Genomic DNA, 26,408 nt, shown 5'->3' on the forward strand with positions numbered 1-26,408 from the left:
CCAGCGTGACCTGAAAATTACTTCTGTGTCAGCGAACAGCAAGCAGGCTCAAAACATACCGAACAACCTTGCGCAGTCAGGGCTAACGCTAATTAACTTCCGTGAGGGCAGTTAGTACCCATAACCTTGTATTCCAAGGTGTTGAGCTTGCCCGCCGAATCTTCATAGGTCATGCGCGAAGGGGCTACGCCACAGGTTTTATTGGCTTGAGTGGTACTGATTACCTTCTGGACATCGAGGTTCATTCCGTATTCATAATGAACAACTTCAGGTGTCGCCTTTCCGTTTTCTAAGGCGTACTGCTCCATCGCCTTCTGGTTCTCTTGCATCATTCGACCATAAACACGGTCACCACCTCCTTCAGCCATGGCCAAAGAAGACATGGTCAAGATGGAAGCGGCAAAAACAACTTTTAATAATTTCATGATTTTCTCCTAGTGCTCACTTACTTCTGACTAGAGGATAACCAGTGATGCCTTTCAGGAAGCGGCCGCGAATATTACATATCTGTAAGGCCTCTCGTAGAGCTCGTGAGTTCAACTATTTAAAGTTTAGCTTTATTGGCAGAGCACGCTGAATGCATCATACGACCATCAGAAATCAACTCGTATCCCACCTGGAGCATCTAGAGATTTTTTATAAAAATGCATATCTTCCTATTATGAAAAGCGGCTTTGACCGCTACAGGCGGATGAATCGTTTGGGCGTAGCTAAATGAGACTACGAACGTGTCACAAAAGCCTCATGGGCTGCGGAAATTAGGCACTACGTAGAGCACCGAAAACGCAATCGGCAGGATGGTCTTTAACAGCAATACGGTCTCGGAGGATAGGTTTTTATCTTATCCTTAACGTCATCGAAGATGACATTGAAGCTGTGCAGCAGGCGCTCCGTTTGCAACATTTGATCGTGAAGGATCTCAAGCAGGACAGCACAAACTACTGCCTGCCCAAGGATAAAGATAAAGCCTTCGAATCTTGAGGTTGTTTTCTCCAGCACGACCAAACCCGCTGACGATATCGGCAGGGCGAGCATTTTGCCGTTGATGTCGCCCGAAGCTTCAATAGAAGTGATTTTTCGTTATGTCGTGGGGCGGTGGCGAGACTCGTCCGACTGGCGTACTGTGGACCATCGGCGGCGATGGGGCCAAGAAGGGTCGCCTCATAAACTTGGCTTGAACTCTTGCTGTGTGGATAGCCAGTTAACTGCGTACTCACTGCGTCGTCAATTTGAGCCGACCAAGTGCCATCTCTAATCCAACCCACACGAATTCGTCGCTCTCAAATACCCAAAGCTTCCAAATTCCTATTTCTTACTGCGCTCAAGACAGCCATCCGGTCTTCTGTACCTGAATCCATATCAGGTACGGTGCCATGCTCCAGATCCTTACCCACATTAGCGAAACGCGGCGCTGGCTGTTTTCACTGCTACTGTTCTTGTCAACTGCGTCCCACGCGGAGACGTGGGTCATTACAAACCGAGCACATCCAGTATCCGCACCTTCTGGCGCTCGCGTCATCTTCCTGGATGATCAGCAGCGCCTTGAAGAACAACTTTCCAACCAACTACCCGCCGATCCACGCCAGGCAGAAGCGGCCATTCAACGCTACCTTGTCAGCCCTGCAGGGAAGCATCTGCAAAACGAGTTGGCCCAAGCCCAGCAGGGCGTCATAGACGCCTGGAGCCTGCGAGTCGAAAAACTCCCAGCCGTGGTCGTAGATCGTCGCTACGTCGTGTACGGCGAGCCTGACGCAGCTAAAGCCGTCGCGTTGATTGAACGAGCACGGAGCCTGTCACGATGAGACGCTCACGTTTTGCGATCCGGCCTTTGTCGCTGGCTATCACTTTCAGCCTGTCATTCAGTGCATCGGCTGCGATCAACTCGGCAGCGATTATTGCCTCGACCCTGTCACCAACCTGCCTGGAGTACAAAGTGGTCGGCATCTGCTATTGGCTGCTCTGCACGCCATTCGGATGCAAAGTCAAAACCTCGACCAAGGTTCGTCACTACGTACCGGACGCTGTGGTGTCTGCATATGCGAATACCGGGATGAACCCTTGGATAGAGATGTCACCTCTTGGCACCCCGAATCCGATGGCCCAAGCGGGCAACGACGGCACTACCAATCACGTTGCAGAGAACAACATCATCAAATTTAAGGAAGCCGATGTCATCGGCCATCCAGGTGGTGCGGCGTTGAGTCAGTTTGCCAGCGCCTCGGGCTATGTATGCAAAGGCGCAACCTTACCGCTTGTGCCTTACTTTCTGAGCACCCTTGACCCCATTGCTTGGCGATACGGCGTCCCGGAATCCGTATACCCCGAAGCACTCATTCCGGGCATGCGCGAAGTCGGTAGCCTGCTCTCAGCAAGCAGCTGGGGGAACGTCTACCCGCGTAGCGGCTTCCTTAACCAGACTGACGACTACAAAACGGGCGCAGTTATTGCGCAGCGTGCCGGCGACGTGGTTACCCGCCCAGGCCAGGTCCATGTCTACTTGCCGATGCTCGCCCTTCCCTACCCCGGTTACTGGCCCGCAGGGCCGCTACGCGAAGGTGACGCCTCCACTGGTAAGTGGCAAGAGCTCACCCCAGTCCTCAACCCGACTTGCGCAACCTTTCCCACCATCGATCCGAACATCGATGCGCAGGATGGCGGCTACGCCTGGGCACTCTGGCGCCCTTATTCGTGTTGCCAGCGTCGAGGACAGACCTTCCTCGGCAGTACGGACTTCCAATGAAACAGCGATCGGAGCAAAGCATGAAACTCACTACCTTGGCGATAGGGCTCGCCTGCAGCCTCAGCAGTGCAATAGCGCTCTCTGCTGATCCAATCAACGTCTCCTCCTCCGGAAGCGTCATTGGGGACAACGTGCTGTATAGCATTGGCGGCGGCAACGCAGTCACCATGGGGAGCGCAGGCAACATGGATAGTATTTCTGTGGGAGGCGGTTGGAATACCAATCTAATCTGCGGAAACATGAGCCTGAGCACAACCCTTGAAAACCAATTGAATGGTGCCACTTCCGGCTTCAAAAACATCATGAGCTCGGTGGTACAGAGCGCCACCAGCGCCGTGGCTTCGCTGCCGGCACTGATTCTTCAACGTGCGAACCCGGCGCTATACAACCTCATCACCAACGGCATTTTGCAGGCCCGCCTGGACTTCGACCGCTCCAAAGGCACCTGCCGCGCCATTGGCGAAAAGATGGCGGATATCGCCGGTAACCAAATGGGCTGGGGCAAGCTTGCTGAAGGTCAGGCTATGAGTCAGGCGCTAACATCCAACACAGACGCAGTGTCGGCGGTGGAACAAGTCGAAAAGAAAGGTGGAAACGATGGCGTCACTTGGGTTGGTGGTGATAGAGCAGGTGGTTCCGGTCAGAAGCCAATTCGTATCGTAGGCGACGTCACCAAGGCGGGCTACAACCTTCTGAACAAGCGCGCGGCCGGCGACACCGCATCCATCAGTAAAGCGAACTGCAACAACGGCATGGTGTGCAATGTCTGGTCATCGCCCCAGGAAGCCACCACCTTTGCCAATCGTGTCCTGGGTGAACAACAACAGCAGACCTGTGACAGTTGCCCTAAAACGGTGACAGCCGCAGGCGTCGGCCTCACGCCGCTGATCCAGGAAACGTACGACACCAAGCTGAAGGCCCTGCAGGAACTGCTGAGCGGAAGCAAAACGCTGTCGCTAGAAAACCTGGAAGCAGCGAGCAGCAACTCGTTACCCATCACCCGAGGCGTTGTAGCAGCACTCAAGGATGAGCGCGACCAGGACGTACTCGCTCGCCGGCTTGCCTCCGAAGTCGCGTTGTCCGATGTGTTGGAGAAAGCTCTGACCCTACAGCGCACCTTGATGGCAGGCAGTCGGGAACCGAACGTCGCGGCTAATGACCTCGCCGTCCAGGCAGTCGGCCAGCAGAGCTCCTCGCTGCAACAGGAGATCGGCAACCTCAAAATGGAACTGGACATGCGTCAGCAGCTCGCGAAGAACTCGCCTCTGACCATCATTGAACGCAGCAAAGCACGGGCAGAAGACTCTCGTGGCGTGTCCCCGGGAGCCCCAGAAACGAATCGATTGGACCAGTTGCAGTCACCCGCCCAGAACAAACAGTGAGAAAGGCCATGACCGAAATACAGGAGCCTGTCGCCGCTCCCAACCGTTCGCTGGTTCGACGAACCGGGAGGAGCATTCTGCTTGTTCTGGGTGTTTTGCTCGCGACTGCCGCCCTCGTAGTCCTACTCAGCGCTGTCCTGATGAACATGTTCGACAGCGCCGAGCAATGGCAAGCCTGGCGCACCGACCACTATTGGCCGCTCTTTACCTGGCGCCTAATGCTTTATATCGCACTGACCGTTGCCTGGTTCAAATTCAAGGTACGGTTATCGAACTCAGAACGCTCGAAACGGCGCAAAGGCCTGTTGAAGATCGAGATAATGGTGATCTTATTATTTCTGATGGTTGAACTGAGCAAGGTGCTGTATCAGGCAGGGGGTGTTCTGTGACGCTCTACACCAATGACTATTTAGAGTACTACCTGACGTTGGTCGGTTGGATCATCAACAATGGTATCTGGGCGATGATTTCAGATACCGGTCTATTCGCCCTCCCCTTCTGCATCATCGTTATTCGAGAGTGGCTGAAAGTCCGTGGTGAGGGGGCCGATGAGGGCAACAAAGGCGTTCTCTCACTGGCACGTATCGAAACCAATATCTACGTTGGCTACATCGTAGTCGCATTCTTCGCTGTACCAGCCGTCAATGTGAGTTTTGATACCTTGGCATTTGACCAGAGTAGAGCTCAGCAATGTCAATACAACTTACCTAAACCCACAGACACAGGCTGGAACACAACATTCAGCTCACTGGCAGGAAAGAGTGCCCAGATGCCCATGTGGTGGGCATTAATGCATGCATTATCAAAGGGATTAACCAATGGCGCTGTAGCAGCAATTCCCTGCGGGACTGATTTACGGCAAGTACGCATGGAAGTTAGCAACACCAAGATCAACAACCCGCTATTGGCTCAGGAAATTGGCGACTTTACGCACGATTGCTATGGACCCTCCCGTGCCAGATTATTCATGCGCCAACCCGAATTGGGAGCGCAAGGGAATGACCCTCGTTTTGCGCAGGAACTCAGCTGGATTGGTTCGCACTATTTATTGAACACCTCGGGTTATTACGACACGGACTACTCCAAAACTCCAAGGGCATCATGGCCCTATAACGCATCTCGTGATGTGGGTTTACCACAAGTGGGTGGAGGTGGGGGCTATCCAACTTGCAAACAATGGTGGTCAGATAGCGGAGTGGGACTGCGGGACCGTATCAAGGCTCAAGTGTCGCCGGACCTCATGACCAAAATGCTCGGCTGGGCAAAGTGGTTGTCCCCGGACGAAGTCACTGACTCGCTTGTCCGGCAACTGGTCTCGCCGTCGAACCAGGTGAAAGGGGATGTTTATACGGACTACGGGGGACAAATCGACGGAACTGTGTGGAATGGTGCAGCCCGGGCAGCGGGGACTCTCGGGGTTGCATTAGGATCTATGGCCTATTTTCCAGCGATGGACATGGTTCGCCAGGCGCTACCGATGGTCATGGCGTTCTTGAAAATGGCGATGGTGATTTGCATTCCCTTGGTGCTAATCGTCGGGGCTTACCAACTAAAAGTGGCCATGACTATGTCCGTTGTTTTTTTCGCTCTGATATTCGTGGACTTTTGGTTTCAACTGGCTAGATGGGTCGATACCACGATATTGGACGCTTTATATGGAGCCGGTTCTCCGCATTTATCATTTGATCCTGTGATGGGTTTGAACACTGCCACCCAGGACGCAATCTTAAACTTCGTGATGGGCTCGATGTTCATCATCCTGCCAGTGTTTTGGATGGGCGCGCTGGGATGGGCAGGGGTGAGCGCAGGAAAAGCATTGGAAGGCCTTACCAGCGGAACAAAAGATGTTCAAAAGGCAGGTCAGGAAGGGGTGAATACTGTCAAACGTAGCGTTATGTAACGTAAGGGTCTCATATCATTGATATGAGACCCTTAATCATCGTCGTCTACACGTTGACCAGCAACATAGTACCCATAGCCATCGGGGCCATAGCATTGACCATACTCTATCTGGTTTCTGCGAGGCGTAGGTCTGTGATTCAACGCCCAGAGCCCTCCACCCAAAACCAAGGTAAATACTGCAACGCTGATAATCCCGCTGAAAATGTCTGCAGAAAAATATAGGAGTACGGCAGCCACAACCAGACGCTTGACCCAACGCAGGGTACGGTTCTGACTGCACCAAACGAGGCGCGCAGCCTGACCCAGGCCATAGCCTAAGCGACTTGCTACTCCCTGAGAGGTCTGTGCGGTCATGGTGCGTCTCCTTCTTACCCGGTCTAGGGGCGATTTGACATTACTTATAATACCGATTTTTCTATGCTGCAAGATCATGAGACAAACGGCCTTTGCCTTCAGCACCAGATGCCCCCCTTTCACAACAAAAATGGCCCAAAAGGTAAAAGGTTTTGTAGAAGCGAATGGAATGGTTCACAAGGGTAAAAGCCTTACCCGAAAGGGCCGCTTTCAGCGGGAAAAAGGTCCAATCTCATCAACGCATCTCGCGAGTCGAATAAACTTCAACTAACTCGTCTTCTGTAAAATTACTAAGCAAAGAAAAGTATTCAGCTCTGGACTCAACCGTCAACGGTTGGATAGAACCTAAATTAATAAGAGTTGAAACAGCCTCGTCAGGAGTCATTTCGCTAGTAAGTGGGGCTCTCTGCCCAGAGTAATAAACCTTGTCAGACGCAATAGCTACATCCAGCAGTTCACGTACTTCACCATAACGAGCGGAACGCGCAGCGGTTAGAAACACTCCATCAAAAATGACCAAGACGCTATCAACGTGAGGAATAATATATTTAGCTAAGGCGACAACCAGAGGAAGGTTGTTGTCCCACCTTGCTTCCTCATCATCAAGATCATTCCCTACACTAGCAAAAAGAATGATCTCATCACACTTATTGTCACGTATCAAATCACAAAGTGCCCAAACATTATCTGAGGTTGATTTCGTAGCGTAGCGAAGTGAAACCATCATTTTTTCCTCACATAGTCGATCTGCGGCCCCGTGCCCTTAGACCGAAACGACGATAATTCTGCATTCCTTTCTCCGTCACCACCATAGAAAGATGGCTCTTCGCCAAAAGAAATACCCGAGGCAACCAGTGATCCTTTCCCCTTGCTCGCCCCCCCTTTGATAGGAGAAAAGCCTGCCCCATGAATCATTTACGGAGCAGGCGATGTTCTCTATTTTCCGCCGCAATAAAGCGCTACCCGCCCAAAGCCCCTCCCCTAACGGTTTTATACAGCCGGCCTCTAGCCAAGCACTACTGGCATCGCCGCGCCGTCAGAAACTACTGGAGAACATTTGGCAGCGCGCATCGTTATCTCGCTCACAGTTTGTCGAGCTCTATAGGCGTCCACTTGAGCGCTACGCGGAGTTGGTCCAGCAGCTCCCTGCTTCGCAAAACCACCATCATGCACACCCTGGCGGCATGCTGGATCACGGGCTTGAAATCGTCGCCTATGCCTTGAAAATTCGACAGAGCTACCTGCTTCCTATAGGCGCACCGCCGGAGTCTCAATCAGCACAGGCTGAGGCCTGGACTGCCGCCGCGGCTTACGGCGCTCTGATACACGACCTCGGCAAGATCGCCGTCGACGTGCACGTCGAGCTGGCAGGAGGTAAAACCTGGCACCCGTGGCACGGCCCAATCGATCGTCCCTATCGATTCCGTTACGTGAAAGGACGCAACTACCAACTTCACGGAGCCGCTGCCGCACTGATCTACGCGCAGATCCTCTCCTCAGAAATCTTAGATTGGCTCAGTAATTTCCCCGAAGTGTGGTCGCAGTTAATCTTCATTTTGGCTGGTCAGTACGAACATGCCGGCATTTTGGGAGAGATCGTGGTCAAGGCCGATCAGGCGTCCGTCGCACAGGAGCTCGGTGGAAATCCAGCCCGCGCGCTGTCCGCGCCCAAACAGTCTTTGCAGCGTCAATTAGCAGATGGGTTGCGTCACCTGGTCCGAGATACATTCAAACTGAATCAACCCGATGGACCGTCAGATGGATGGCTGACACAGGATGCTCTTTGGCTGGTTAGCAAGCCTATTGCTGATCAATTGCGAGCCTATTTGCTGACCAAAGGCGTTGAAGGTGTACCCAGTACGAATGCGCCTTTCTTCAACATGCTGCAAGATCAGGGGGTAATCCAAACCAATGCCCAAGACAAGGCAATCTGGAAAGCCACGATAGACAATGGTCGTGGCTGGCGAAACACCTTCACCCTGCTGAAGCTCTCACCGGCACTGATCTGGAATGATCCAAGTGATCGGCCCACAGCTTACGCTGGGACTCTTGAGGTAGAAGCTGGCAACCCGGTAGAAGACTCTGCAGCTGAAAATACCGTCGCCACACCGGCCAAAAAGTTGCCTTCGGAAATTCAATCCAGCCCTGTGCCGGCGCCTTTAGCACCGGCACAGCCATCACCGTTCGAACTACCTCAGCATTCCTCGAGCAGTACAGATGAATTTGACGAGCTACTGGCGCTCCTTGGTAACATCAATGAGCCATCAGAAGACACCAAAAACAAAGCGGTCTCAGCGGCACATACCGCGCCTCCGAAACTGGATGAAATCCAGCCTTCCCAAACCTCCAATCAAGGAGGTGCGCCTTTAGCAATAATCGAAGAAGTCACTCCGATGCCTAGCAATAACACCGAGATCGGTCAGGGATTTGTTGAATGGCTTAAGAAAGGCATCGCATCCCGGACCATCATTATCAACGATACCAAAGCGCTGGTTCATACCGTAGCAGGGACCGCTATGCTGGTAACGCCTGGAATTTTCAAACGCTACGTCCTTGAATTCCCCCATATCGAACAGCAAGCCAAAGTACAGCAAGTCAGCGCCTGGCAGCTGGTTCAACGTAGTTTCGAGAAACAGAAACTTCATCGAAAAACGCATAAGAGTTTGAATATTTGGACCTGTGACGTTGTTGGACCTCGAAAATCCAAGCAGCTCAAGGGGTACTTACTACTAGACCCGCGAACAATCTTCTCTGAGGTCCCTTTCGACAATATCAGCCTGTCCTTGAAGTCAGAAGCAACGGAGCCGCCACAATGACGACGCCCTCGAATCTGACGGAGGAATACATCTTTGCCCATGATCTGCGGCCTGCCAGTGCAAAGATCTATCGCGCCTCGACCAAAGCACTACTCAAGCATTTCCGAACGGCCTCAGTTGAGGAGATCGATCATCGTGCGGTTCTGACATGGCGAAAAAAAGTCCTTGAGAACGGATTATCCAAACGCAGCTGGAACACCTATTCAAATCACCTTCGAACTGTTTGGGGCTACGCCATAGAACACGGCCTGATGACCCATACCACGATCAACCCATTCAAGAAAACCAGCGTTATCCCACCAAAGCGAGCCAGCAAGACAATCAATGGAGACGCCATCCAACGAGCACGCAACTGGCTCATATCCCTTGTAGGCCAAGAACGTTGTACGCATGAACGTAGCCAGATCACACCTGCCTGGTTCTGGCTCAGCGTCTTCGAGATGTTTTATTACACAGGCATACGTCTGAATGCCCTGCTGTGCCTGCGTTACAAAGATATCGACTGGGACAGCCAGATGATCTTGGTCCGCGGTGAAACAGAGAAGACCCATCGGGAGTTTTTCCTCCCCATTATGGAAGGACTCGCTCCACACTTATCCAGGATCTTGGGGGAGGCCGAGAAAATCGGTTTTTCACCAGACGATCAGCTGTTCAACGTCAACAGATTCTCTCGTCACTTCCATGGCAAGGAAATGAACATCGACCAGGTGGAGTCAATGTACGGCAAGCTCACCGATAAGATCGGCGTGCGCATGACCCCTCACCGCTTCAGGCACACATTAGCAACAGACTTGATGAAGCAGCCTGAGCGAAACATTCATCTCACGAAAAGCCTGCTGAATCATTCGAATCTAGCGACAACGATGAATTACATAGAGGCGGACTACGACCATATGCGTGCTGTTCTACATGAGCGGAGTCGGGCTCAGGGCGCTCTGAGCCGAGTGACACGGGTTGATCCAAGTGGCAAACCCTCTGCCCCCTTACCCGCCAAAATAGGTGTGCATTCACAGGAAACCGCTCAACCAGAGCCCAAGAAGCTGCCAGCTCCACAACAATCTAGCAGCACAGAGGTCAGTATTGATCGGCGGACCAAGTCGACTGGCCGAAGCGCGCTACAGAAGGCTCTCGAGCTCGCATCTGCGCAACTGCATCGCGAGTCAATGACATGCTCTATGGACCCACCAGTAGATCAAGTAGAGCAGAGTCTACTATTGACGCTAATGGCGAGCGGGCTTGGTGTCGGCACATTCAGGAAACGCACCTCAACTGAGCATTCAATGCGAAGCTCATCATTTTCCAGAGCATCGCCCTAGTACGCTCATAATCAAAGCGCACTGGCTATAGGGAATTCTGGTTGGCCAGAGGCTTTCGCATGCCCGGAATAAAGAACCAGGTCGAAATCCGGATTTTTTCCAGACGAACGGTACGACTTTGCTCAAGGCACAAAAAAAGGCGTCATAAAGACGCCTTTTTCATTAAATATGGTCGGGGTAGGGGGATTCGAACTCCCGACATCCTGCTCCCAAAGCAGGCGCGCTACCGGACTGCGCTATACCCCGGAATGCGCATCGCAAAGCCTATGCACATTGACATCATGACGAACCGAAACTACTGTTCGCCTCAGACGGCTGCATGTCTACGGCGATATCTAAGTGCTGTAACACTTTCCAAAACCGTAAAACCGCCTCTATCAGAGCTAGAACCTCTGATTCTAAGATTTGATTCCAGCGTCAACTGGTTTCAAAAATGGTGGGTCGTGTGGGATTCGAACCTACGACCAATTGGTTAAAAGCCAACTGCTCTACCAACTGAGCTAACGACCCAAAAATGGTCGGGGTAAGGGGATTCGAACTCCTGACATCCTGCTCCCAAAGCAGGCGCGCTACCGGACTGCGCTATACCCCGGTTTTGAAATTGGCTCCGTGACCAGGACTCGAACCTGGGACCCAATGATTAACAGTCATTTGCTCTACCGACTGAGCTATCACGGAACTACATATTTCAAATTTACAACTTCTACTGCTTTACAACCTTCTCTTCGACTTGTCCGTATCGCTACGTTCACGTCTCTGAGGCGCGCTATTCTACAATCTTAAAAACCCCTGTCAACCCTTTAAATTGCTTTTAAGACAATGATTTGCGCTTGTTTCTGATTTCTTCTTGGGGAGAAGAAACCCGTGGGCTGACGTTGCTGCGGGGCGCACTTTACAAGCCTTTGCCTTACAGTTCAACGCCCTATCGAAAAAAAAGGCCCCGCAATGCGGGGCCTCCTCTTATCGCCTTACAGGCTGGGCTTAGTGAAAGACGATTTCGTCGTTCTCCACCGTGGCCGCCACGCTGGTCCCCGGCATGAAGCTGCCCGACAGGATCAACTGCGCCAACGGGTTTTCGATCCAGCGCTGAATCGCACGTTTCAAAGGCCGTGCGCCATACACCGGGTCGTAACCCACCGCGATCAGCTTGTCCAACGCCTCGCTGCTCAGCTCCAGGTCAAGCTCACGCTCGGCCAGGCGGCTACGCAGGCGGCCCAGCTGGATCTCGGTAATACCCGCGATCTGATCCCGTGCCAGTGGCTCGAAGATCACCACTTCGTCGACCCGGTTGATAAATTCCGGGCGGAAGTGCGAGGTCAGTGCATCCATCACGGCAGCGCGCTGGGCCTCACGATCACCGACCAGCTCCTGGATCTGCGCCGAGCCCAGGTTGGAGGTCATCACGATCACCGTATTGCGGAAGTCCACCGTACGCCCGTGGCTGTCCGTCAACCGGCCATCTTCCAGCACCTGCAGCAAGATGTTGAACACATCCGGGTGAGCCTTCTCGACCTCATCCAGCAGGATCACCGAGTAAGGCTTACGCCGCACGGCTTCGGTCAGGTAACCGCCTTCTTCATAGCCCACATAGCCTGGTGGAGCACCGATCAAGCGCGCCACCGAGTGTTTCTCCATGAACTCGGACATATCGATCCGCACCATGGCCTCTTCAGTATCAAAGAGGAACTCGGCCAAGGCCTTGCACAGTTCGGTCTTACCCACGCCGGTTGGGCCGAGGAACATGAACGAGCCGCTCGGACGGTTCGGGTCGGACAAGCCAGCCCGCGAGCGCCGTACCGCGTTGGATACGGCCACCACGGCCTCTTCCTGGCCAATGACACGCTGGTGCAGCAGGCTTTCCATCTTCAGCAGCTTGTCGCGCTCGCCTTCAAGCATTTTCGACACGGGAATGCCGGTCCACTTGGAGACCACTTCGGCAATTTCCTCCTCGGTCACCTTGCTGCGCAGCAGTTGGTTCTCGGGCTTGCCGTGCTGGTCGACCATTTGCAGGCTGCGCTCCAGGTCCGGGATTACTCCGTACTGCAACTCGGCCATGCGGTTCAGGTCGCCTTTACGGCGCGCCGCTTCCAGTTCCTGGCGGGACTGCTCGATCTTTTGCTGGATCTGCGCAGAACCCTGCACTTCGGCTTTTTCCGAGGTCCAGATTTCTTCGAGGTCCGAATACTCGCGTTCCAGACGCAGGATTTCTTCCTGAAGTTTTTCCAGGCGTTTCTTCGCTGCGTCGTCCTCTTCTTTCTTCAGGGCCTGAGATTCAACTTTCAGCTGAATCAGGCGCCGATCCAGGCGATCGAGCACTTCCGGCTTGGAATCGATCTCCATGCGAATGCGGCTGGCCGCTTCGTCGATCAGGTCGATGGCCTTGTCCGGCAACTGACGGTCGGTGATATAGCGATGGCTCAGTTTGGCCGCCGCAATGATCGCGCCGTCAGTGATCGCCACCTTGTGGTGCACCTCATAACGCTCTTTGAGGCCACGCAGGATGGCGATGGTGTCTTCTTCGCTCGGTTCTTCCACCAATACTTTCTGGAAGCGGCGCTCAAGGGCTGCGTCCTTTTCGATGTACTGGCGGTATTCGTTGAGCGTGGTCGCGCCAACGCAATGCAACTCACCCCGAGCCAACGCCGGCTTGAGCATGTTGCCGGCATCCATCGAACCTTCGCCTTTGCCGGCCCCGACCATGGTGTGCAGTTCATCGATAAACAGAATGATCTGCCCTTCCTGCTTCGACAGTTCATTAAGCAGCGACTTCAGGCGTTCTTCGAACTCGCCACGGAACTTGGCACCGGCGATCAGCGACCCCATGTCCAAGGACAACAGGCGCTTGCCTTTAAGGCCGTCCGGCACTTCACCATTAATGATGCGCTGGGCCAGGCCTTCGGCAATCGCGGTTTTACCCACGCCAGGTTCACCGATCAGCACAGGGTTGTTCTTGGTGCGGCGTTGCAACACCTGGATAGTGCGACGAATTTCGTCGTCACGGCCGATCACCGGGTCCAGCTTGCCTTCTTCGGCGCGCTTGGTCAGGTCGACGGTGTATTTGTCCAGGGCCTGGCGCGACTCCTCATGATTGGGGTCATTCACCGCCTCGCCACCACGCAGGTTGTTGATGGCGTTTTCCAGGGCTTTTTTGCTCACTCCCTGGCCTAGCAACAATTTGCCAAGCTTGCTGTTGTCGTCCATCGCGGCGAGCAGCACCAGTTCGCTGGAGATGAACTGGTCACCTTTTTGCTGGGCCAGGCGATCGGCCTGGTTAAGCAGGCGCGCCAAGTCCTGCGACATATTCACGTCGCCGGTAGGGTTTTGGATTTTCGGCAGTTGGTCGAGCTCTTTGCCCAACTCCTTGCGCAGGCTGTTGACGTCAAAGCCCACCTGCATCAACAAGGGTTTGATAGAACCACCTTGCTGTTCCAGGAGCGCCTGCATCAAGTGCGCAGGCTCAATCGCCGGATGGTCGAGGCCGACCGCCAGGGATTGGGAGTCCGAGAGTGCCAACTGCAATTTGCTGGTTAAACGATCAATACGCATTAGTCACCTTCCTTTTGAGCAGGCCGGAGCTAGAAATACACATCCTGAATGAAGAAACCTGCCAGATACCCTTATAGATGGGGTGGATTCTGCAAGATTCAAGCAGCTGATCGTTGATGTGGATCAGCCTAGATCCAAGTCAGGAGAGTCTAGCGCTCAAGCCAGATAAGGGAGGCGAACCGACCGGTGCGCGGGCTGCGACGGTAGGAAAAGAAGCGTGGATCGGTGACGGTGCATAAACCGCCTCCGTATACAGCAGTGACACCGCGCGCGGCCAGGCGCAGGCGCGCCAGCTGGTAGATATCGGCCATGTACTTGCCAGGGTTGCGGCTGGGTACAAAGGCCTCGGCCGTGGTTGGCAATTGCTGCATGAAGGCTTCACGCACTTCGGGGCCGACCTCAAACGCTAGCGGGCCGATGGCAGGACCCAGCCAGACCAGTACGTCGTCGGGTTCGGCATTCAAGCTTTCAAAGGCAGCTTCCAATACACCGGCCGCCAGCCCGCGCCAACCGGCATGGGCAGCCGCCACGCGGGTACCGGCGCGGTTGCAGAACAACGCGGGCAGGCAGTCGGCGGTCATTGAGGTGCAGGCGATGCCGGGCGTGCTGGTCCAACTGGCATCGGCTTCAGCGATACGCGAAGGATCAGCCTCGACCACGGTCACCCCGTGGACTTGGCGCAGCCAGGCCGGTTGAATATCAAAGGTATCGGTGAGGCGACGACGATTTTCAAGGACAGCCCCAAGGTCATCCTCGACATGATCACCCAGATTAAGGCTGTCGAACGGCGCCAGACTGACGCCGCCCGCACGGGTGGTGACGCAGGCTTTGACTCCCGACGGCGCGGGCCAGTCAGGAATCAGCCAGTCACTCATCCGATAAACGCCTCGCGATCCTGCTTGAGCAGCGACAACAACCAGACCAGATCGTCCGGCAGAGGCGATTCCCAGCTCATCCGCTTACCGCTCGTCGGATGATCCAGTTCCAGGAAGCGTGCATGCAGTGCCTGGCGCGGGAAGGTTTTCAGCGATTCAACCATGGTCTGGCTGGCCGCTGGCGGAATACGGAAGCGGCCGCCGTAGGCCGGATCTCCGACCAACGGGAAGTTGATATGCGCCATGTGCACGCGAATCTGGTGCGTACGGCCGGTTTCCAGCTTGACCCGCACATGCGTGTGGGACCGGAAACGCTCCAGCACACGGTAGTGGCTGACGGCCGGCTTGCCGCCTTCCATCACCGCCATACGCTGGCGCTGCTGGCCGTGACGGCCAATCGGAGCGTTGATCTTGCCGCCCGCCACCACCACGCCGATCACGATGCATTCGTAGATCCGGCTGACACTGCGGGCCTGCAATTGTGTGACCAACTGCGTCTGCGCCTGAATGGTCTTGGCCACCACCATCAAGCCGGTGGTGTCCTTGTCCAGGCGGTGCACGATGCCGCAGCGCGGCACGTTGACGATGTCCGGCACGTGGTGCAACAAGGCATTGAGCAAAGTGCCATCAGCGTGCCCGACCGCCGGGTGAACCACCAGGCCTGCGGGTTTGTTGATGACCAGGATGTCGTCGTCTTCATAGACGATATCCAGCTCGATGTCTTGGGCGACCCATTCTCCCTGGGCTTCCTGCTCGGCAGTCAGCTCAAGAATCGCACCACCATGGACTATGTCTCGCGGGCGGATAACCGCTCCATCCACAGTCAGGCGGCCGTCTTTGATCCAGGCGGAAAGGCGCGAGCGCGAGTGCTCAGCGAATAATTGTGCGGCGACTTGATCGAGGCGTTGGCCGCCCAATTCGGACGGCACCTCTGCGCGAAGTTCAATTTTATCGGACATGCTCAGACTAGGCGTGGCACAGCCTTTGGTTTCGGCTGCGCGCTTGTGGTTAAATACGGCGTCTTTTGCCCCGAGGCTTTCAACGGGGCGCTCATCATAACAGGACGGCCCCGCCCAAGACAGCGGCCGTCATAGGGACGCAAGCCGCCATGCAAGTGAAACACCTGCTGCTGATCGCCATCCTCGCCATGACTGCTGCTTGCTCGTCAACAAAGGAAGTCGTCGACGAAAACCTGAGCGAAGTCGAGTTGTATCAATTAGCTCAAAAAGACTTGGACAATAATAGCTACACCAGTGCCACAGCCAAGCTGAAGGCCCTGGAGTCGCGCTATCCGTTCGGGCGCTACGCCGACCAGGCACAGCTCGAGCTGATCTACGCCAACTACAAGAACGCGGAGCCGGAAGCTGCCAAGTCCGCTGCCGAGCGTTTTATCCGTCTGCACCCGCAGCACCCGAACGTGGACTACGCCTACTACATGAAAGGCCTGACCTCGTTCGACCAGGACGTTGGCCTGCTGGCGCGCTTCCTGCCGCTGGACATGACCAAGCGTGACCCTGGCGCTGCCCGCGACTCCTACAACGAGTTCGCCCAGCTCACCAGCCGCTACCCCAACAGCCGCTACGCGCCGGACGCCAAGCAGCGCATGATCTACCTGCGCAACCTGCTGGCGTCCTACGAGATTCACGTGGCCGACTACTACCTGACCCGTCAGGCGTATGTAGCTGCCGCCAACCGTGGCCGCTACGTGGTGGAAAACTTCCAGGAAACCCCATCCGTGGGTGATGGCCTGGCGGTGATGACCCAGGCTTACCAGGCATTGCACCTGGATGCATTGGCAGCCACCAGCCTGGAAACCCTGAAGCTCAACTACCCAGACTCCCCAAGCCTGAATGACGGCCAGTTCGTGCCTCGGGTTGCGGAAGCGGACAACCGTTCGTGGCTGAGCAAATACACCTTGGGCCTGATCAGTTCCCGTCCACCGTTGCCGCCGGGCGAAACCCGCGCCAACCAGGACGTGATGAAGCAGTTCCAGGACGCCAAGGAAGCCATTCCTTCGGAGCTCAAGCCGCATGACGCCAATGGCGACGTGATCGAAGAAGAAGCACCGCAGGCCCTGGGCAACAATGAAGACCGTTCGTGGTTCAGCTACATGACCTTCGGCGTGTTCGACTGATTGCACACTGCGTCATCAAGAAGGAGCCTCTCGGGGCTCCTTTTTTGTGGGCGTCGTATTAATGCACTGTGCGCTGGCCACGCGCTTGGCTAAACTGGCGCATTCCCTGTCGAGAAACTGCCCATCATGCTTCGTCTACTGTTCTGGATTGCCGTCATTGCTGCCGCGGTATGGTTCTGGCGCAAATTCAAAAGCCCGGCGGCCAAGCAGCAACGCTCCGCCGAGCCAGGCGCGGCCTTGATGGTGCGCTGCGCCCACTGCGGCGTGCACCTGCCGCAGGATCGCGCACTCAGTTCACGCCAGGAGTGGTACTGCACCCAGGCGCACCTGGAACAAGGGCCGAAGTCTATCCAGCGTTGATCCGACCGGCGGGCGCATAGGGCGCCGGGTCGATGATCGGTGTGCGCCCCAGCAGCAAGTCAGCAAACAGTTGGCAGGATGCCGGCGCGAGCACCAGCCCATTGCGGTAATGCCCGCAGTTGAGCCAGAGCCCTTTGAAACCGGGCACTTCACCGATATAAGGGATACCTTCCGGTGAACCGGGACGCAAACCGGCCCAGTGGCCTACGACTTGCGCATCTGCCAACGCGGGAATCAACTCCACCGCCGATGCCTTGAGGCTTTCCAGGGCCGAGTCAGTCGGGGTCTTGTCGAAACCTTCATGCTCCAGCGTACTGCCGATCAGAATGTGCCCGTCACGCCGTGGGATCGCATAACGCCCCTTGGCCAGCACCATGCTCGACAAAAAATCCGACGCACATTTGTACAAAATCATTTGGCCTTTGACCGGTTCCACTGGCAGCGACAGGCCCAGTTTGCCGAGTATTTCGCCGCTCCAGGCGCCCGCCGCCAGCACCACCTGGTCGCCCAGGATCGGCCCAGCAGCGGTATTCACACCCACGACGTTGCCACCTTCAATAACAAACCCCTGCACTTCGCACTGTTCATGAAGGGTTACGCCCGGTAACGCCAACAGCGCAGCCTTGAGGGATTTGACCAGCCGCGGGTTGCGCACATTGGCCACGTCCGCCATGTAGATTGCCTGGGAATACCCACCCCCCAGCACCGGCACGGCATCATGGGCGGCCGACACATCCACCTTGCTCAACGGTCGGCCTTCGCGGGCAGCCCAGGCCAACGCCTGGGCTTCATCTTCCAGGTCCAGCCAGTACAGGCCTGTGGTGTGAACCTCTGGATCAACCCCGGTGGCTGCAAACAGCCGCTCCGCCAACTGCGGGTAAAAATCCTGCGACCAATGGGCCAGTGCGGTGACCGCCGGGCTGTAGCGCCATGGATACAGCGGCGAAACAATACCGCCACCCGCCCAGGAAGACTCCTGCCCTAGACCCGAGCGCTCCAGCAGCACCACGGCCTGCCCCTGTGTGGCGAGGTTGAACGCGGTCAACAAGCCGATAACACCGCCACCGACAATCACCACTTGCTGTTGCTTAGCCATCATTTGATCCAGCCGATAAAAAGGGATAAGCGCACCCGGCGCCCATTCATCCAGCACTCTCATCATTGCCCCCAACACGCCTGGCGCGACATTTCAGGTATCGCGCCCGGATTGCTGCGCATCCCGGTGCTGGACAAGCTGAACTCACCGCACGGGTCATTCGCCATAAGGGCGCCGACCGCAGGCGAGGCGACCAAAGTGAATGCCTCGGGGCTCAATGCAGTGCTGATTCTATAGTGATCATTGCCGGCACTGGCGCTGGTTGCATCAATAAAAGTGCCGTGGCGCGTGTAAAAACGTTCGAGGTGCTGAGCCTGCTCAGTCAGTAGTGCAACGATTTGCGCGCGGTAGGCTTTTTTCACCTGGCCGGTATACACGGGGTAAGCAATTGCAGCCAGAAACGCGATGATGGCGACCGCGCTCAGTAACTCGATCAGGGTAAAACCTTGGCAATCCTTGCCCATTGATACGCTCCTTATTAGTGAAGTTGTCGCCATAGCACTCGATGAACGCTCAGGTCTCCCTCTGCCTGCGCATAGACTGCCTCCAGTACCGTGCGCACTTGACCACTGCTCCCAACCGCCGTCACGCGGTACGAAGCGGCCGGTGTTTCGGCAGGCAAACCCGCCATCCCCCTGCCCATTCCCAGGGATTGCACGCCATACAGGCCGCCCTTCAGGGCAACCCAGGTGACCGCTGAAACAGGGTGTGTGCCAGCCTCTACCACCTGCGACGACTCCACTGGCGGCGCACAGGTATTGATCGACCGACACACCAGCAGCGTCGCGCCGGCCCGTCGGATCACCGACTCACCCAACTTCAGGCCACTTTCGGCGCTTTGGAATGACTGGTTTCGATGCCATACGCTGCCGGTAATCTTTTGTTGCGACACCGCCCCTTGCATCGATGCCAGGCCGATCAGTGACAGCACCAGCAGAAACACCAGGCTGATCAGCAAAACCATGCCGGTTTGCCCTGCATAAAAGCGTTGATAATTGAGCATGCTGCGCTATCCCAACCGGTTTCGCAGGGCAGCTACGACGCTGTAGGCCTGATCTTTCACACGCCCGGTCGGGTCTTGCAGTGTCAGGCGCAGGCGTACGCTGCGGATCAGCGATGCATCCGCAGGGCTGGCGTCGTAGCGCACGGTCTGAAGTGAATCCGGTGTGCCCGCTACGCCGAAACTGATGTCGAACGCCTGCACGTTATCCAACAGCACTGCCTTGGCCGGTGCCGCAGGTGTACTGACCTTCAAGTGCCCCGTTTCAAAGGTGTAGGTGAGCTGGCGCAGCGCAAACCGGAGCTGCCCGGGCATCGGTGGCGGTGAACGACCCGCGTAGGCTTGGGCCGTGGCCAGGCAGTCAGAGAGCACTGTCCAGTCAGGCGTGCCGCCCTCACCTGCAACATCGGCAGTAACCAGCGTCAGCGACCAGGAACTGCCAGCAGAATGCCAGCTGACAGGTTGATCGAAGGCTGCCGGTGCGTTGTCGATAGCGGCTGTCGCCAGGCAGCCGAACATACCCGCCTGGCGGATATCCTGGATCATCCTGCCCAGCACAAACCGCGCATCATCCTGCAGCGCCATGGCGGCCTGTTGGCTGGCCTGAGTCGCACGAACGCTGATGGCCACCTGGCTGGTACCCAGCACCAGCAGCAGCCCGACGGCCAGCGCGAGCAACAACTCCACCAGGCTGAAGCCACGGACAAAGCGCCTCATAGAGGCGCCTGCGGGTCGCTGGTAATGCGGCTGGTGAGGGTGAAGGTTTCCCGCGCCCCACGGGTATTGGCCCCACGCGAGTCGTCCCAACTGATGCTAACGGTCACCTCGCCACCGTTGATCACCACCGAGCCTTTGGCGTCCGCGCCGGCGAAACCGATGATATTGGCTTCGAAGTCATGCAGGTCCAGGTCGCGCACGCTGGCGGTCGCGCTGTTGGCGGGAGCACGTTGTGCGAGCCCCCATGCATAGTCGGCACCTGAGTTGGCGCGAATTCGGTCGAGCATATCGTAGGCAATGAAACTGGCCTGGCTGGTCATCCTTGAGCTGTCGGTGTACTTGAGTGCATTGAGCTGGGTCACTGCGGCGCCCAGTAGCCCGACGGCGAGAATCAGCACCGCCACCAGCACTTCGATCAGGGTCATGCCGGTTTGCTGTCTAGGCAACACGCAGAGAAAAAGTCTGTTCGGGAAGGCAAGCATTACCGTCGTCATCCGTGTCGAAGGCCGAAAAAAGCAGCGCAGAGCTGCTGTGCGTCCCAAGACTAGCGCCGGTTTTTGGCTTGTGCTGCGATCGGAACAAAGGGAAATACTTTGGACATAAAGGCCATCATTCGGCGCAGCTACCGGAGGCTATACCTACGTCTGCCCCAACTATTTACCTTGTCCATGGAGGGACAGACTATGCACCAGCCTATGCAACAGCGCGGTTTCACCTTGATCGAACTACTGTTCGGCCTGTTCCTCGGCAGTATCCTGGCGCAAATGGCAGTGCCCGCCTTCAAGGGTTTGCTTGCGTCGCAGCAGCAACGCGGGGCGGCCCACTCGCTTGCCGAAGGCCTGCGATTGGCGCGTACTGAGGCGATCACACGCAATCGCGCGGTGATCATTCAGGCCATTGCGAACGATTGGGGCCAGGGATGGCAGGTCATTGTGGACATGAGCGGGCACGGCCAGCAGGACGCCAGCAACCCGATAGTGTTGGAACGACAGAACAACGGGGGCGTGACAATGGCCGGCAATGGGCCAGTCAAGAGCCAGGTACGCTTCAGCGGCATGGGTGAGCCGGTGTTTGCGGGAGGTGGCTTCCGCGCCGGTACGGTACGGTGCACATCTGCGGCACAGACCCGGCACAGAGCCTCTATCAAGTGGTGCTGGCACCCAGTGGGCGCATCAGCCTGCGCAGTGAGGCCACCGAACAGGCGCTGTGCGAGAAGGGCTCCAGCACCGTTGCACTCAGAGCAGCGAACGAACCCGTAGTTCCTTGGGCATCGAGAACGTGACGTTCTCTGCGCGGCCGTCCAATTCATCCGCGCCGGTGGCCCCCCAGGCCTGCAGTTGCTGGATCACACCACGCACCAATACTTCTGGAGCCGAAGCACCTGCGGTGATGCCGATGCGCTCAACGCCATCGAACCAGCTACGCTGCATGTCTTCAGCGCCATCGATCAGGTAGGCCGGAGTGGCCATGCGTTCCGCCAGTTCGCGCAAGCGGTTGGAGTTGGAACTGTTGGGGCTACCCACCACCAGAACCACATCGCACTCGTCGGCCAGTTGCTTGACCGCGTCCTGGCGGTTTTGCGTGGCGTAGCAGATGTCGTCCTTGCGTGGTCCGCCAATCGCCGGGAAGCGTGTGCGCAGTGCATCGATCACACGGCTGGTGTCGTCCATCGACAGCGTGGTTTGCGTTACGAAGGCCAGGCGATCAGGGTTGCGCACCTGCAACTCGGCCACGTCCTTTTCGTCTTCCACCAGGTAGATGGCGCCGCCATTACTGGCGTCGTACTGGCCCATGGTGCCTTCGACTTCCGGGTGACCGGCGTGACCGATCAGGATGCACTCACGGCCGTCGCGGCTATAGCGCGCCACTTCGATGTGTACCTTGGTCACCAGCGGGCAGGTGGCGTCGAACACTTTGAGGCCGCGGCCGGCCGCTTCAGTACGTACGGCCTGGGACACACCGTGGGCGCTGAAGATGACGATAACGTCGTCCGGCACCTGGTCGAGTTCTTCGACAAAGATGGCCCCACGCGCGCGCAGGTCTTCAACCACGAATTTGTTGTGGACGACTTCATGGCGCACGTAAATCGGCGGCCCGAACACTTCCAGGGCGCGATTGACGATTTCGATCGCCCGGTCCACACCGGCGCAGAAGCCACGGGGGTTGGCGAGTTTGATTTGCATGCTGTGCCTCGTGTCTTGCCCTGTGCAAACGCGCTTGTGCGGCGAGGGAGCTTGCTCCCGCTGGGCTGCGAAGCAGTCCCAACCTGGGTGTTCGAGAGACATCTGGTGTCTCTCGGTGAACCCTTTGGGAGTGCTCCGCACTCCAGCGGGAGCAAGCTCCCTCGCCACAACAAGCCCGCCTCTACATTAGGCCGAATTCTTCAGTCAGAGCGCTTTAACGTCGATGATTTCAACGTCAAACGTCAAGGTTTTACCGGCCAACGGGTGGTTGAAGTCGATGGTCACTTGCGCGTCATCGAAGGTTTTAACCACGCCGGGCAGCTCGGTGTTCGCCGCATCGTTGAAGATCACCAACAGGCCTTCCGACAGGTCCATGTCCTGGAACTGCGAGCGCGGGATGATCTGCACGTTTTGCGGGTTGGGCTGGCCAAAGGCGTTTTCCGGCAGGATCTGCAGGGTGCGCTTGTCGCCGGCCTTGAAACCGAACAGTGCCGCTTCAAAACCCGGCAGCAGGTTGCCGTCACCGACCTTGAAGGTCGCCGGGGCTTTGTCGAACGTGCTGTCGACCGTGTCGCCATTCTCCAGGCGCAATGCGAAATGCAAAGTGACTTCCGTGTTCTGGCCGATGCGTTGCTCAGCCAATACCTGATCAGTCATTGACGGTCTCTCCGGTTTTCTTGCTTTTGAACATATCCAACGCCAGCATGATTGCACCGACGGTGATGGCGCTGTCGGCAAAGTTGAACGCCGGGAAATACCAGCGGTTCTGCCAATGCACCAGAATAAAGTCGATCACATGGCCCAGGGCAATGCGGTCGTACAGGTTGCCCAGCGCGCCGCCCAGCACCAAGGCCAGGGCGATTGCCAGCCAGGTGTCATCGCGGCCGAGGCGTTTGAGCCACACCACCAGCACCGCACTGACCACCACGGCAATCAGGGCAAACAGCCAGCGCTGCCAGCCGCCGCTGTCAGCCAGGAAGCTGAAGGCTGCGCCAGTGTTGTAGGCAAGAGTCCAGCTGAAGTAGTCAGGAATGACCACGATCTGCTGGAACATCTGCAGGGAGCCTTCGAAGTGAGCCTTGCTGACCTGGTCAATGACCAGGACCAGCACGCTCAGCACGAGCCAACCCAGACGTCCGAAACGACTGGAAGCATTAGGCATAGTGGCGAACCTCGCCAGCACCGCTGATGTTGTCGACGCAACGACCGCAGATTTCCGGATGCTCCGGGTTCACGCCGACGTCTTCACGGCAGTGCCAGCAACGGGCGCACTTAGGGAAGGCCGACTTGACCACTTTGAGCTTGAGGCCCGGTACTTCAGTGGCCACGGCGTCCGCTGGCGCCTGGGCAAATGGTGCCAGGCTTGCGGTCGAGGTGATCAGCACGAAGCGCAGTTCGTTACTCAGCTTGGCCAGGTCGGCGCTCAGGCCTTCCTCGGCAAACAGGGTGACTTCGGCTTGCAGGTTGCCACCAACGGCCTTGGCCGCGCGCTGAACTTCCAGCTCCTTGTTCACCGCGACCTTGACGGCCATTACGCCTTCCCAGTACTCGCGGCCCAGTTCGAAGTTGGCCGGCAATTCGGTCAGGCCTTCGTACCAAGTGTTGAGCATCACCGATTCGTTACGCTCGCCCGGCAGGTATTCCCACAGTTCGTCGGCGGTGAAGGCCAGGATCGGTGCGATCCAGCGCACCAGCGCTTCAGAGATGTGGTACAGCGCGGTCTGCGCCGAGCGGCGCGCCTTGCTGTTGGCGCCGGTGGTGTACTGGCGATCCTTGATGATATCGAGGTAGAAACCACCCAGCTCCTGCACGCAGAAGTTGTGGATCTTGGAGTAGACGTTCCAGAAGCGGTATTCGCCGTAGTGTTCCTGCAACTCGCGCTGCAGCAACAGGGTACGGTCCACGGCCCAACGGTCCAGGGCGAGCATGTCCTCGGCCGGCAGGATGTCGGTGGCCGGGTTGAAACCGGTCAGGTTCGACAGCAGGAAGCGTGCGGTATTACGGATACGGCGGTAGGCATCGGCGCTGCGGGCCAGGATCTGGTCCGACACGGCGATTTCACCCGAGTAATCGGTCGACGCGACCCACAAACGCATGATGTCGGCGCCCAAGGTGTCGTTGATCTTTTTCGGCTCGATCACGTTTTTCAGCGACTTGGACATCTTGCGGCCCGTCTCGTCGACGGTGAAGCCGTGGGTCAGCAGTTCGCGGTACGGCGCGTGGTTGTCGATGGCGCAGCCGGTCAACAGCGACGAGTGGAACCAGCCACGGTGTTGGTCCGAGCCTTCCAGGTACAGGTCGGCACGCGGGCCGGTGGCGTGGCCCATCGGGTGCGAACCGCGCAGCACGTGCCAGTGGGTGGTACCCGAGTCGAACCATACGTCGAGGGTGTCGCTGATCTTGTCGTACAGCGGCGCTTCGTCGCCCAACAGCTCGGCAGCGTCCAGCTTGAACCAGGCTTCGATACCTTCCTGTTCAACACGCAGCGCCACTGCTTCCATCAGCTCGACGGTGCGTGGGTGCAGCTCGCCGCTTTCCTTGTTCAGGAAGAACGGGATCGGCACGCCCCAGTTGCGCTGGCGGGAGATGCACCAGTCCGGGCGGTTGGCGATCATCGAGTGCAGGCGCGCCTGGCCCCAGGCCGGGACGAACTTGGTCTCTTCGATGGCTTTGAGCGAGCGCACACGTAGGGTGTCGCCGCTGGTCGGCTCTTTGTCCATGCCGATAAACCACTGCGCGGTAGCGCGGTAGATCAGCGGGGTCTTGTGACGCCAGCAGTGCATGTAGCTGTGCTTGATGGTGTCGGATTTCACCAACGCACCGACTTCGCTCAGCTTGTCGATGATCGCCTGGTCGGCCTTGAAGATGAACTGGCCGCCGAAGAATTCCAGCGACGGCACGTATACGCCGTTGCTCTGCACCGGGTTGATGATGTCGTCATTCACCATGCCGTACTTCTTGCAGATGACGAAGTCATCCACGCCGTAGGCCGGCGAGCAGTGAACAATGCCAGTACCCGAGCCCAGTTCGACGTAGTCAGCCAGGTAAACCGGCGACAGACGGTCATAGAACGGGTGACGGAAATTGATCAGTTCCAGTGCGGTGCCGGTGGTAGTGGCAATGACCGAACCTTGCAGCTCGTAGCGCGCCAGGCAGGCTTCGACCATTTCTTCAGCCAGCACCAGCAGGCGATCACCGACGTCCACCAAGGCATAGGTGAATTCCGGGTGCACGTTCAGTGCCTGGTTGGCCGGGATGGTCCACGGGGTGGTGGTCCAGATCACGATGGCTGCAGGCTTTGGCAGGCTCGACAGGCCAAAGGCTTGGGCCAGCTTGTCGTCGTCGGCGATCGGGAAGGCAACGTCGATGGTCGAGGACTTCTTGTCTTCGTACTCGACTTCCGCTTCAGCCAGGGCCGAACCGCAGTCGAAGCACCAGTTCACGGGCTTGAGGCCCTTGAACACGAAACCGCCTTTGACGATTTCGGCCAAGGCACGGATTTCACCGGCCTCGTTCTTGAAGTTCATGGTCTTGTAGGGGTTGTCCCACTCGCCCAGCACGCCCAGGCGGATGAATTCGGACTTCTGCCCTTCGATCTGCTCGGTAGCGTAGGCACGGCACAGTTCGCGGGTTTTATCCGCGCCCAGGTTCTTGCCGTAGGTCACTTCGACTTTATGCTCGATCGGCAGGCCGTGGCAGTCCCAGCCCGGAACATAAGGCGCGTCGAAGCCCGACAGGGTTTTCGAACGCAGGATCATGTCCTTGAGAATTTTGTTCAGCGCATGACCGATGTGAATCGTGCCGTTGGCATAAGGAGGGCCGTCGTGCAGGACGAACTTCGGACGATCCTTGCCAATTTCGCGCAACTTTCCGTACAGGCCAATACTGTCCCAGCGCTGCAGGATCTGCGGTTCGCGCTGTGGCAGGCCGGCCTTCATTGGGAAGGCGGTGTCCGGAAGGTTTAGCGTGGCTTTATAGTCGGTCATT

At 56.9% G+C, this 26,408-nt stretch carries 24 protein-coding genes, 4 tRNA genes and 1 pseudogene; 10 read left to right on the forward strand and 19 right to left on the reverse strand.

From position 1 onward, the window contains the following. Positions 1–92: 92 nt before the first annotated feature. A complete protein-coding gene (locus P5706_RS29145; RefSeq protein WP_008432869.1) occupies positions 93–425 on the reverse strand; it encodes a DUF2790 domain-containing protein in 333 nt (110 codons plus the stop codon). A 948-nt stretch (positions 426–1,373) separates the two neighbouring features. On the opposite strand from P5706_RS29145, the gene P5706_RS29150 reads away from it, so the two are divergent. The 5 genes from P5706_RS29150 to P5706_RS29170 are packed head-to-tail and all read left to right on the forward strand — an operon-like array spanning position 1,374 to position 6,022. After that, on the forward strand, positions 1,374–1,802 hold the full coding sequence (locus P5706_RS29150) for a TIGR03757 family integrating conjugative element protein (RefSeq protein WP_008432865.1): 429 nt from the start codon (positions 1,374–1,376) through the stop codon (positions 1,800–1,802). Next, positions 1,799–2,740 (forward strand): TIGR03756 family integrating conjugative element protein, encoded by a 942-nt coding sequence (locus P5706_RS29155; RefSeq protein WP_008432863.1) that lies wholly within the window; start codon positions 1,799–1,801, stop codon positions 2,738–2,740. The genes P5706_RS29150 and P5706_RS29155 overlap by 4 nt, the downstream gene beginning before the upstream one ends. Before the next feature lie 20 nt (positions 2,741–2,760). Further along, positions 2,761–4,122 carry an integrating conjugative element protein gene (locus P5706_RS29160; protein ID WP_024073345.1) on the forward strand — a complete coding sequence of 454 codons (1,362 nt, stop codon included), beginning with the start codon at positions 2,761–2,763 and terminating at the stop codon, positions 4,120–4,122. A gap of 8 nt (positions 4,123–4,130) precedes the next feature. Next, positions 4,131–4,511, forward strand: a complete 381-nt coding sequence (locus P5706_RS29165) for a hypothetical protein (RefSeq protein WP_008432858.1) — start codon at positions 4,131–4,133, stop codon at positions 4,509–4,511. Continuing rightward, positions 4,508–6,022 (forward strand): conjugal transfer protein TraG N-terminal domain-containing protein, encoded by a 1,515-nt coding sequence (locus tag P5706_RS29170; RefSeq protein ID WP_008432856.1) that lies wholly within the window; start codon positions 4,508–4,510, stop codon positions 6,020–6,022. The genes P5706_RS29165 and P5706_RS29170 overlap by 4 nt, the downstream gene beginning before the upstream one ends. Before the next feature lie 32 nt (positions 6,023–6,054). Here P5706_RS29170 and P5706_RS29175 read toward each other — a convergent pair whose 3' ends face one another. Beyond that, positions 6,055–6,378 (reverse strand): Ac45/VOA1 transmembrane domain-containing protein, encoded by a 324-nt coding sequence (locus tag P5706_RS29175; protein ID WP_008432855.1) that lies wholly within the window; start codon positions 6,376–6,378, stop codon positions 6,055–6,057. A gap of 235 nt (positions 6,379–6,613) precedes the next feature. Continuing rightward, positions 6,614–7,102, reverse strand: a complete 489-nt coding sequence (locus P5706_RS29180; RefSeq protein WP_019821334.1) for a hypothetical protein — start codon at positions 7,100–7,102, stop codon at positions 6,614–6,616. A gap of 205 nt (positions 7,103–7,307) precedes the next feature. Between P5706_RS29180 and mobH the strand changes: the two genes are divergently transcribed. Both mobH and P5706_RS29190 read left to right on the forward strand, forming a co-directional pair. Then, on the forward strand, positions 7,308–9,194 hold the full coding sequence (gene mobH / locus P5706_RS29185) for a MobH family relaxase (protein ID WP_008432854.1): 1,887 nt from the start codon (positions 7,308–7,310) through the stop codon (positions 9,192–9,194). Next, positions 9,191–10,510, forward strand: a complete 1,320-nt coding sequence (locus P5706_RS29190; RefSeq protein ID WP_008432853.1) for a site-specific integrase — start codon at positions 9,191–9,193, stop codon at positions 10,508–10,510. The genes mobH and P5706_RS29190 overlap by 4 nt, the downstream gene beginning before the upstream one ends. Before the next feature lie 169 nt (positions 10,511–10,679). Here the strand turns inward: P5706_RS29190 and P5706_RS29195 are convergent. From P5706_RS29195 to rluD, 7 genes are all read right to left on the reverse strand, one after another. Continuing rightward, a tRNA-Pro gene (locus P5706_RS29195) sits at positions 10,680–10,756 on the reverse strand. Between the two features lie 188 nt (positions 10,757–10,944). Further along, positions 10,945–11,020, reverse strand: a tRNA-Lys gene (locus tag P5706_RS29200). 5 nt (positions 11,021–11,025) lie between these two features. Then, positions 11,026–11,102 (reverse strand) — tRNA-Pro (locus tag P5706_RS29205). Between the two features lie 10 nt (positions 11,103–11,112). After that, positions 11,113–11,188, reverse strand: a tRNA-Asn gene (locus P5706_RS29210). A gap of 303 nt (positions 11,189–11,491) precedes the next feature. Then, positions 11,492–14,056: an ATP-dependent chaperone ClpB gene (gene clpB / locus P5706_RS29215; RefSeq protein ID WP_200432633.1), complete on the reverse strand. Its 2,565-nt coding sequence runs from the start codon at positions 14,054–14,056 to the stop codon at positions 11,492–11,494. 149 nt (positions 14,057–14,205) lie between these two features. Beyond that, complete coding sequence (gene pgeF, locus P5706_RS29220; protein WP_285683674.1) at positions 14,206–14,931, reverse strand: peptidoglycan editing factor PgeF; 726 nt, start codon at positions 14,929–14,931, stop codon at positions 14,206–14,208. Beyond that, positions 14,928–15,890 carry a 23S rRNA pseudouridine(1911/1915/1917) synthase RluD gene (gene rluD / locus P5706_RS29225; RefSeq protein WP_110622036.1) on the reverse strand — a complete coding sequence of 321 codons (963 nt, stop codon included), beginning with the start codon at positions 15,888–15,890 and terminating at the stop codon, positions 14,928–14,930. The genes pgeF and rluD overlap by 4 nt, the downstream gene beginning before the upstream one ends. A 149-nt stretch (positions 15,891–16,039) precedes the next feature. Between rluD and P5706_RS29230 the strand changes: the two genes are divergently transcribed. Together P5706_RS29230 and P5706_RS29235 are read left to right on the forward strand one after the other, a co-directional pair. Beyond that, positions 16,040–17,065, forward strand: a complete 1,026-nt coding sequence (locus P5706_RS29230) for an outer membrane protein assembly factor BamD (RefSeq protein ID WP_200432631.1) — start codon at positions 16,040–16,042, stop codon at positions 17,063–17,065. 126 nt (positions 17,066–17,191) lie between these two features. Next, positions 17,192–17,425 (forward strand): PP0621 family protein, encoded by a 234-nt coding sequence (locus P5706_RS29235; protein ID WP_285683678.1) that lies wholly within the window; start codon positions 17,192–17,194, stop codon positions 17,423–17,425. On the opposite strand, the gene thiO is transcribed toward P5706_RS29235, so the two are convergent. The 5 genes from thiO to pilV all read right to left on the reverse strand — a co-directional run bounded on the left by thiO (position 17,412) and on the right by pilV (position 20,720). Beyond that, a complete protein-coding gene (gene thiO, locus P5706_RS29240; RefSeq protein ID WP_285683680.1) occupies positions 17,412–18,521 on the reverse strand; it encodes a glycine oxidase ThiO in 1,110 nt (369 codons plus the stop codon). The genes P5706_RS29235 and thiO overlap by 14 nt on opposite strands. A gap of 62 nt (positions 18,522–18,583) precedes the next feature. Then, positions 18,584–18,985, reverse strand: coding sequence for a type IV pilin protein (locus P5706_RS29245; RefSeq protein ID WP_200432628.1), 402 nt, complete (start codon positions 18,983–18,985; stop codon positions 18,584–18,586). A 14-nt stretch (positions 18,986–18,999) separates the two neighbouring features. Then, entirely contained in the window at positions 19,000–19,524 is a 525-nt protein-coding gene (locus P5706_RS29250) for a pilus assembly PilX family protein (protein ID WP_285683683.1), read from the reverse strand. Between the two features lie 6 nt (positions 19,525–19,530). Further along, positions 19,531–20,238, reverse strand: a complete 708-nt coding sequence (locus P5706_RS29255) for a prepilin-type N-terminal cleavage/methylation domain-containing protein (RefSeq protein WP_285683685.1) — start codon at positions 20,236–20,238, stop codon at positions 19,531–19,533. Then, the gene (gene pilV, locus P5706_RS29260) at positions 20,235–20,720 is read right to left on the reverse strand and encodes a type IV pilus modification protein PilV (protein ID WP_285683686.1); all 486 of its coding nucleotides are present in this window, start codon (positions 20,718–20,720) and stop codon (positions 20,235–20,237) included. Before pilV ends, P5706_RS29255 begins: the two co-directional genes overlap by 4 nt. A gap of 213 nt (positions 20,721–20,933) precedes the next feature. Between pilV and P5706_RS29265 the strand changes: the two are divergent. After that, positions 20,934–21,520: pseudogene (locus tag P5706_RS29265) on the forward strand (GspH/FimT family pseudopilin). Here the strand turns inward: P5706_RS29265 and ispH are convergent. From ispH to ileS, 4 genes are all read right to left on the reverse strand, one after another. After that, a complete protein-coding gene (gene ispH / locus P5706_RS29270) occupies positions 21,474–22,421 on the reverse strand; it encodes a 4-hydroxy-3-methylbut-2-enyl diphosphate reductase (protein WP_138816903.1) in 948 nt (315 codons plus the stop codon). The pseudogene P5706_RS29265 and the gene ispH sit on opposite strands and share 47 nt — an antisense overlap. Before the next feature lie 204 nt (positions 22,422–22,625). After that, positions 22,626–23,063: an FKBP-type peptidyl-prolyl cis-trans isomerase gene (fkpB, locus tag P5706_RS29275; protein WP_010213263.1), complete on the reverse strand. Its 438-nt coding sequence runs from the start codon at positions 23,061–23,063 to the stop codon at positions 22,626–22,628. 7 nt (positions 23,064–23,070) lie between these two features. Next, positions 23,071–23,583, reverse strand: a complete 513-nt coding sequence (lspA, locus tag P5706_RS29280) for a signal peptidase II (protein ID WP_138816904.1) — start codon at positions 23,581–23,583, stop codon at positions 23,071–23,073. Further along, the gene (ileS, locus tag P5706_RS29285; RefSeq protein WP_285683690.1) at positions 23,576–26,407 is read right to left on the reverse strand and encodes an isoleucine--tRNA ligase; all 2,832 of its coding nucleotides are present in this window, start codon (positions 26,405–26,407) and stop codon (positions 23,576–23,578) included. The genes lspA and ileS overlap by 8 nt, the downstream gene beginning before the upstream one ends. Between the last annotated feature and the right edge of the window lies 1 nt (position 26,408).

The sequence above is a fragment of the Pseudomonas sp. ChxA genome (genome assembly GCF_030263855.1).
GTDB classification, from domain to species: Bacteria; Pseudomonadota; Gammaproteobacteria; order Pseudomonadales; family Pseudomonadaceae; genus Aquipseudomonas; species Aquipseudomonas fluorescens_CB.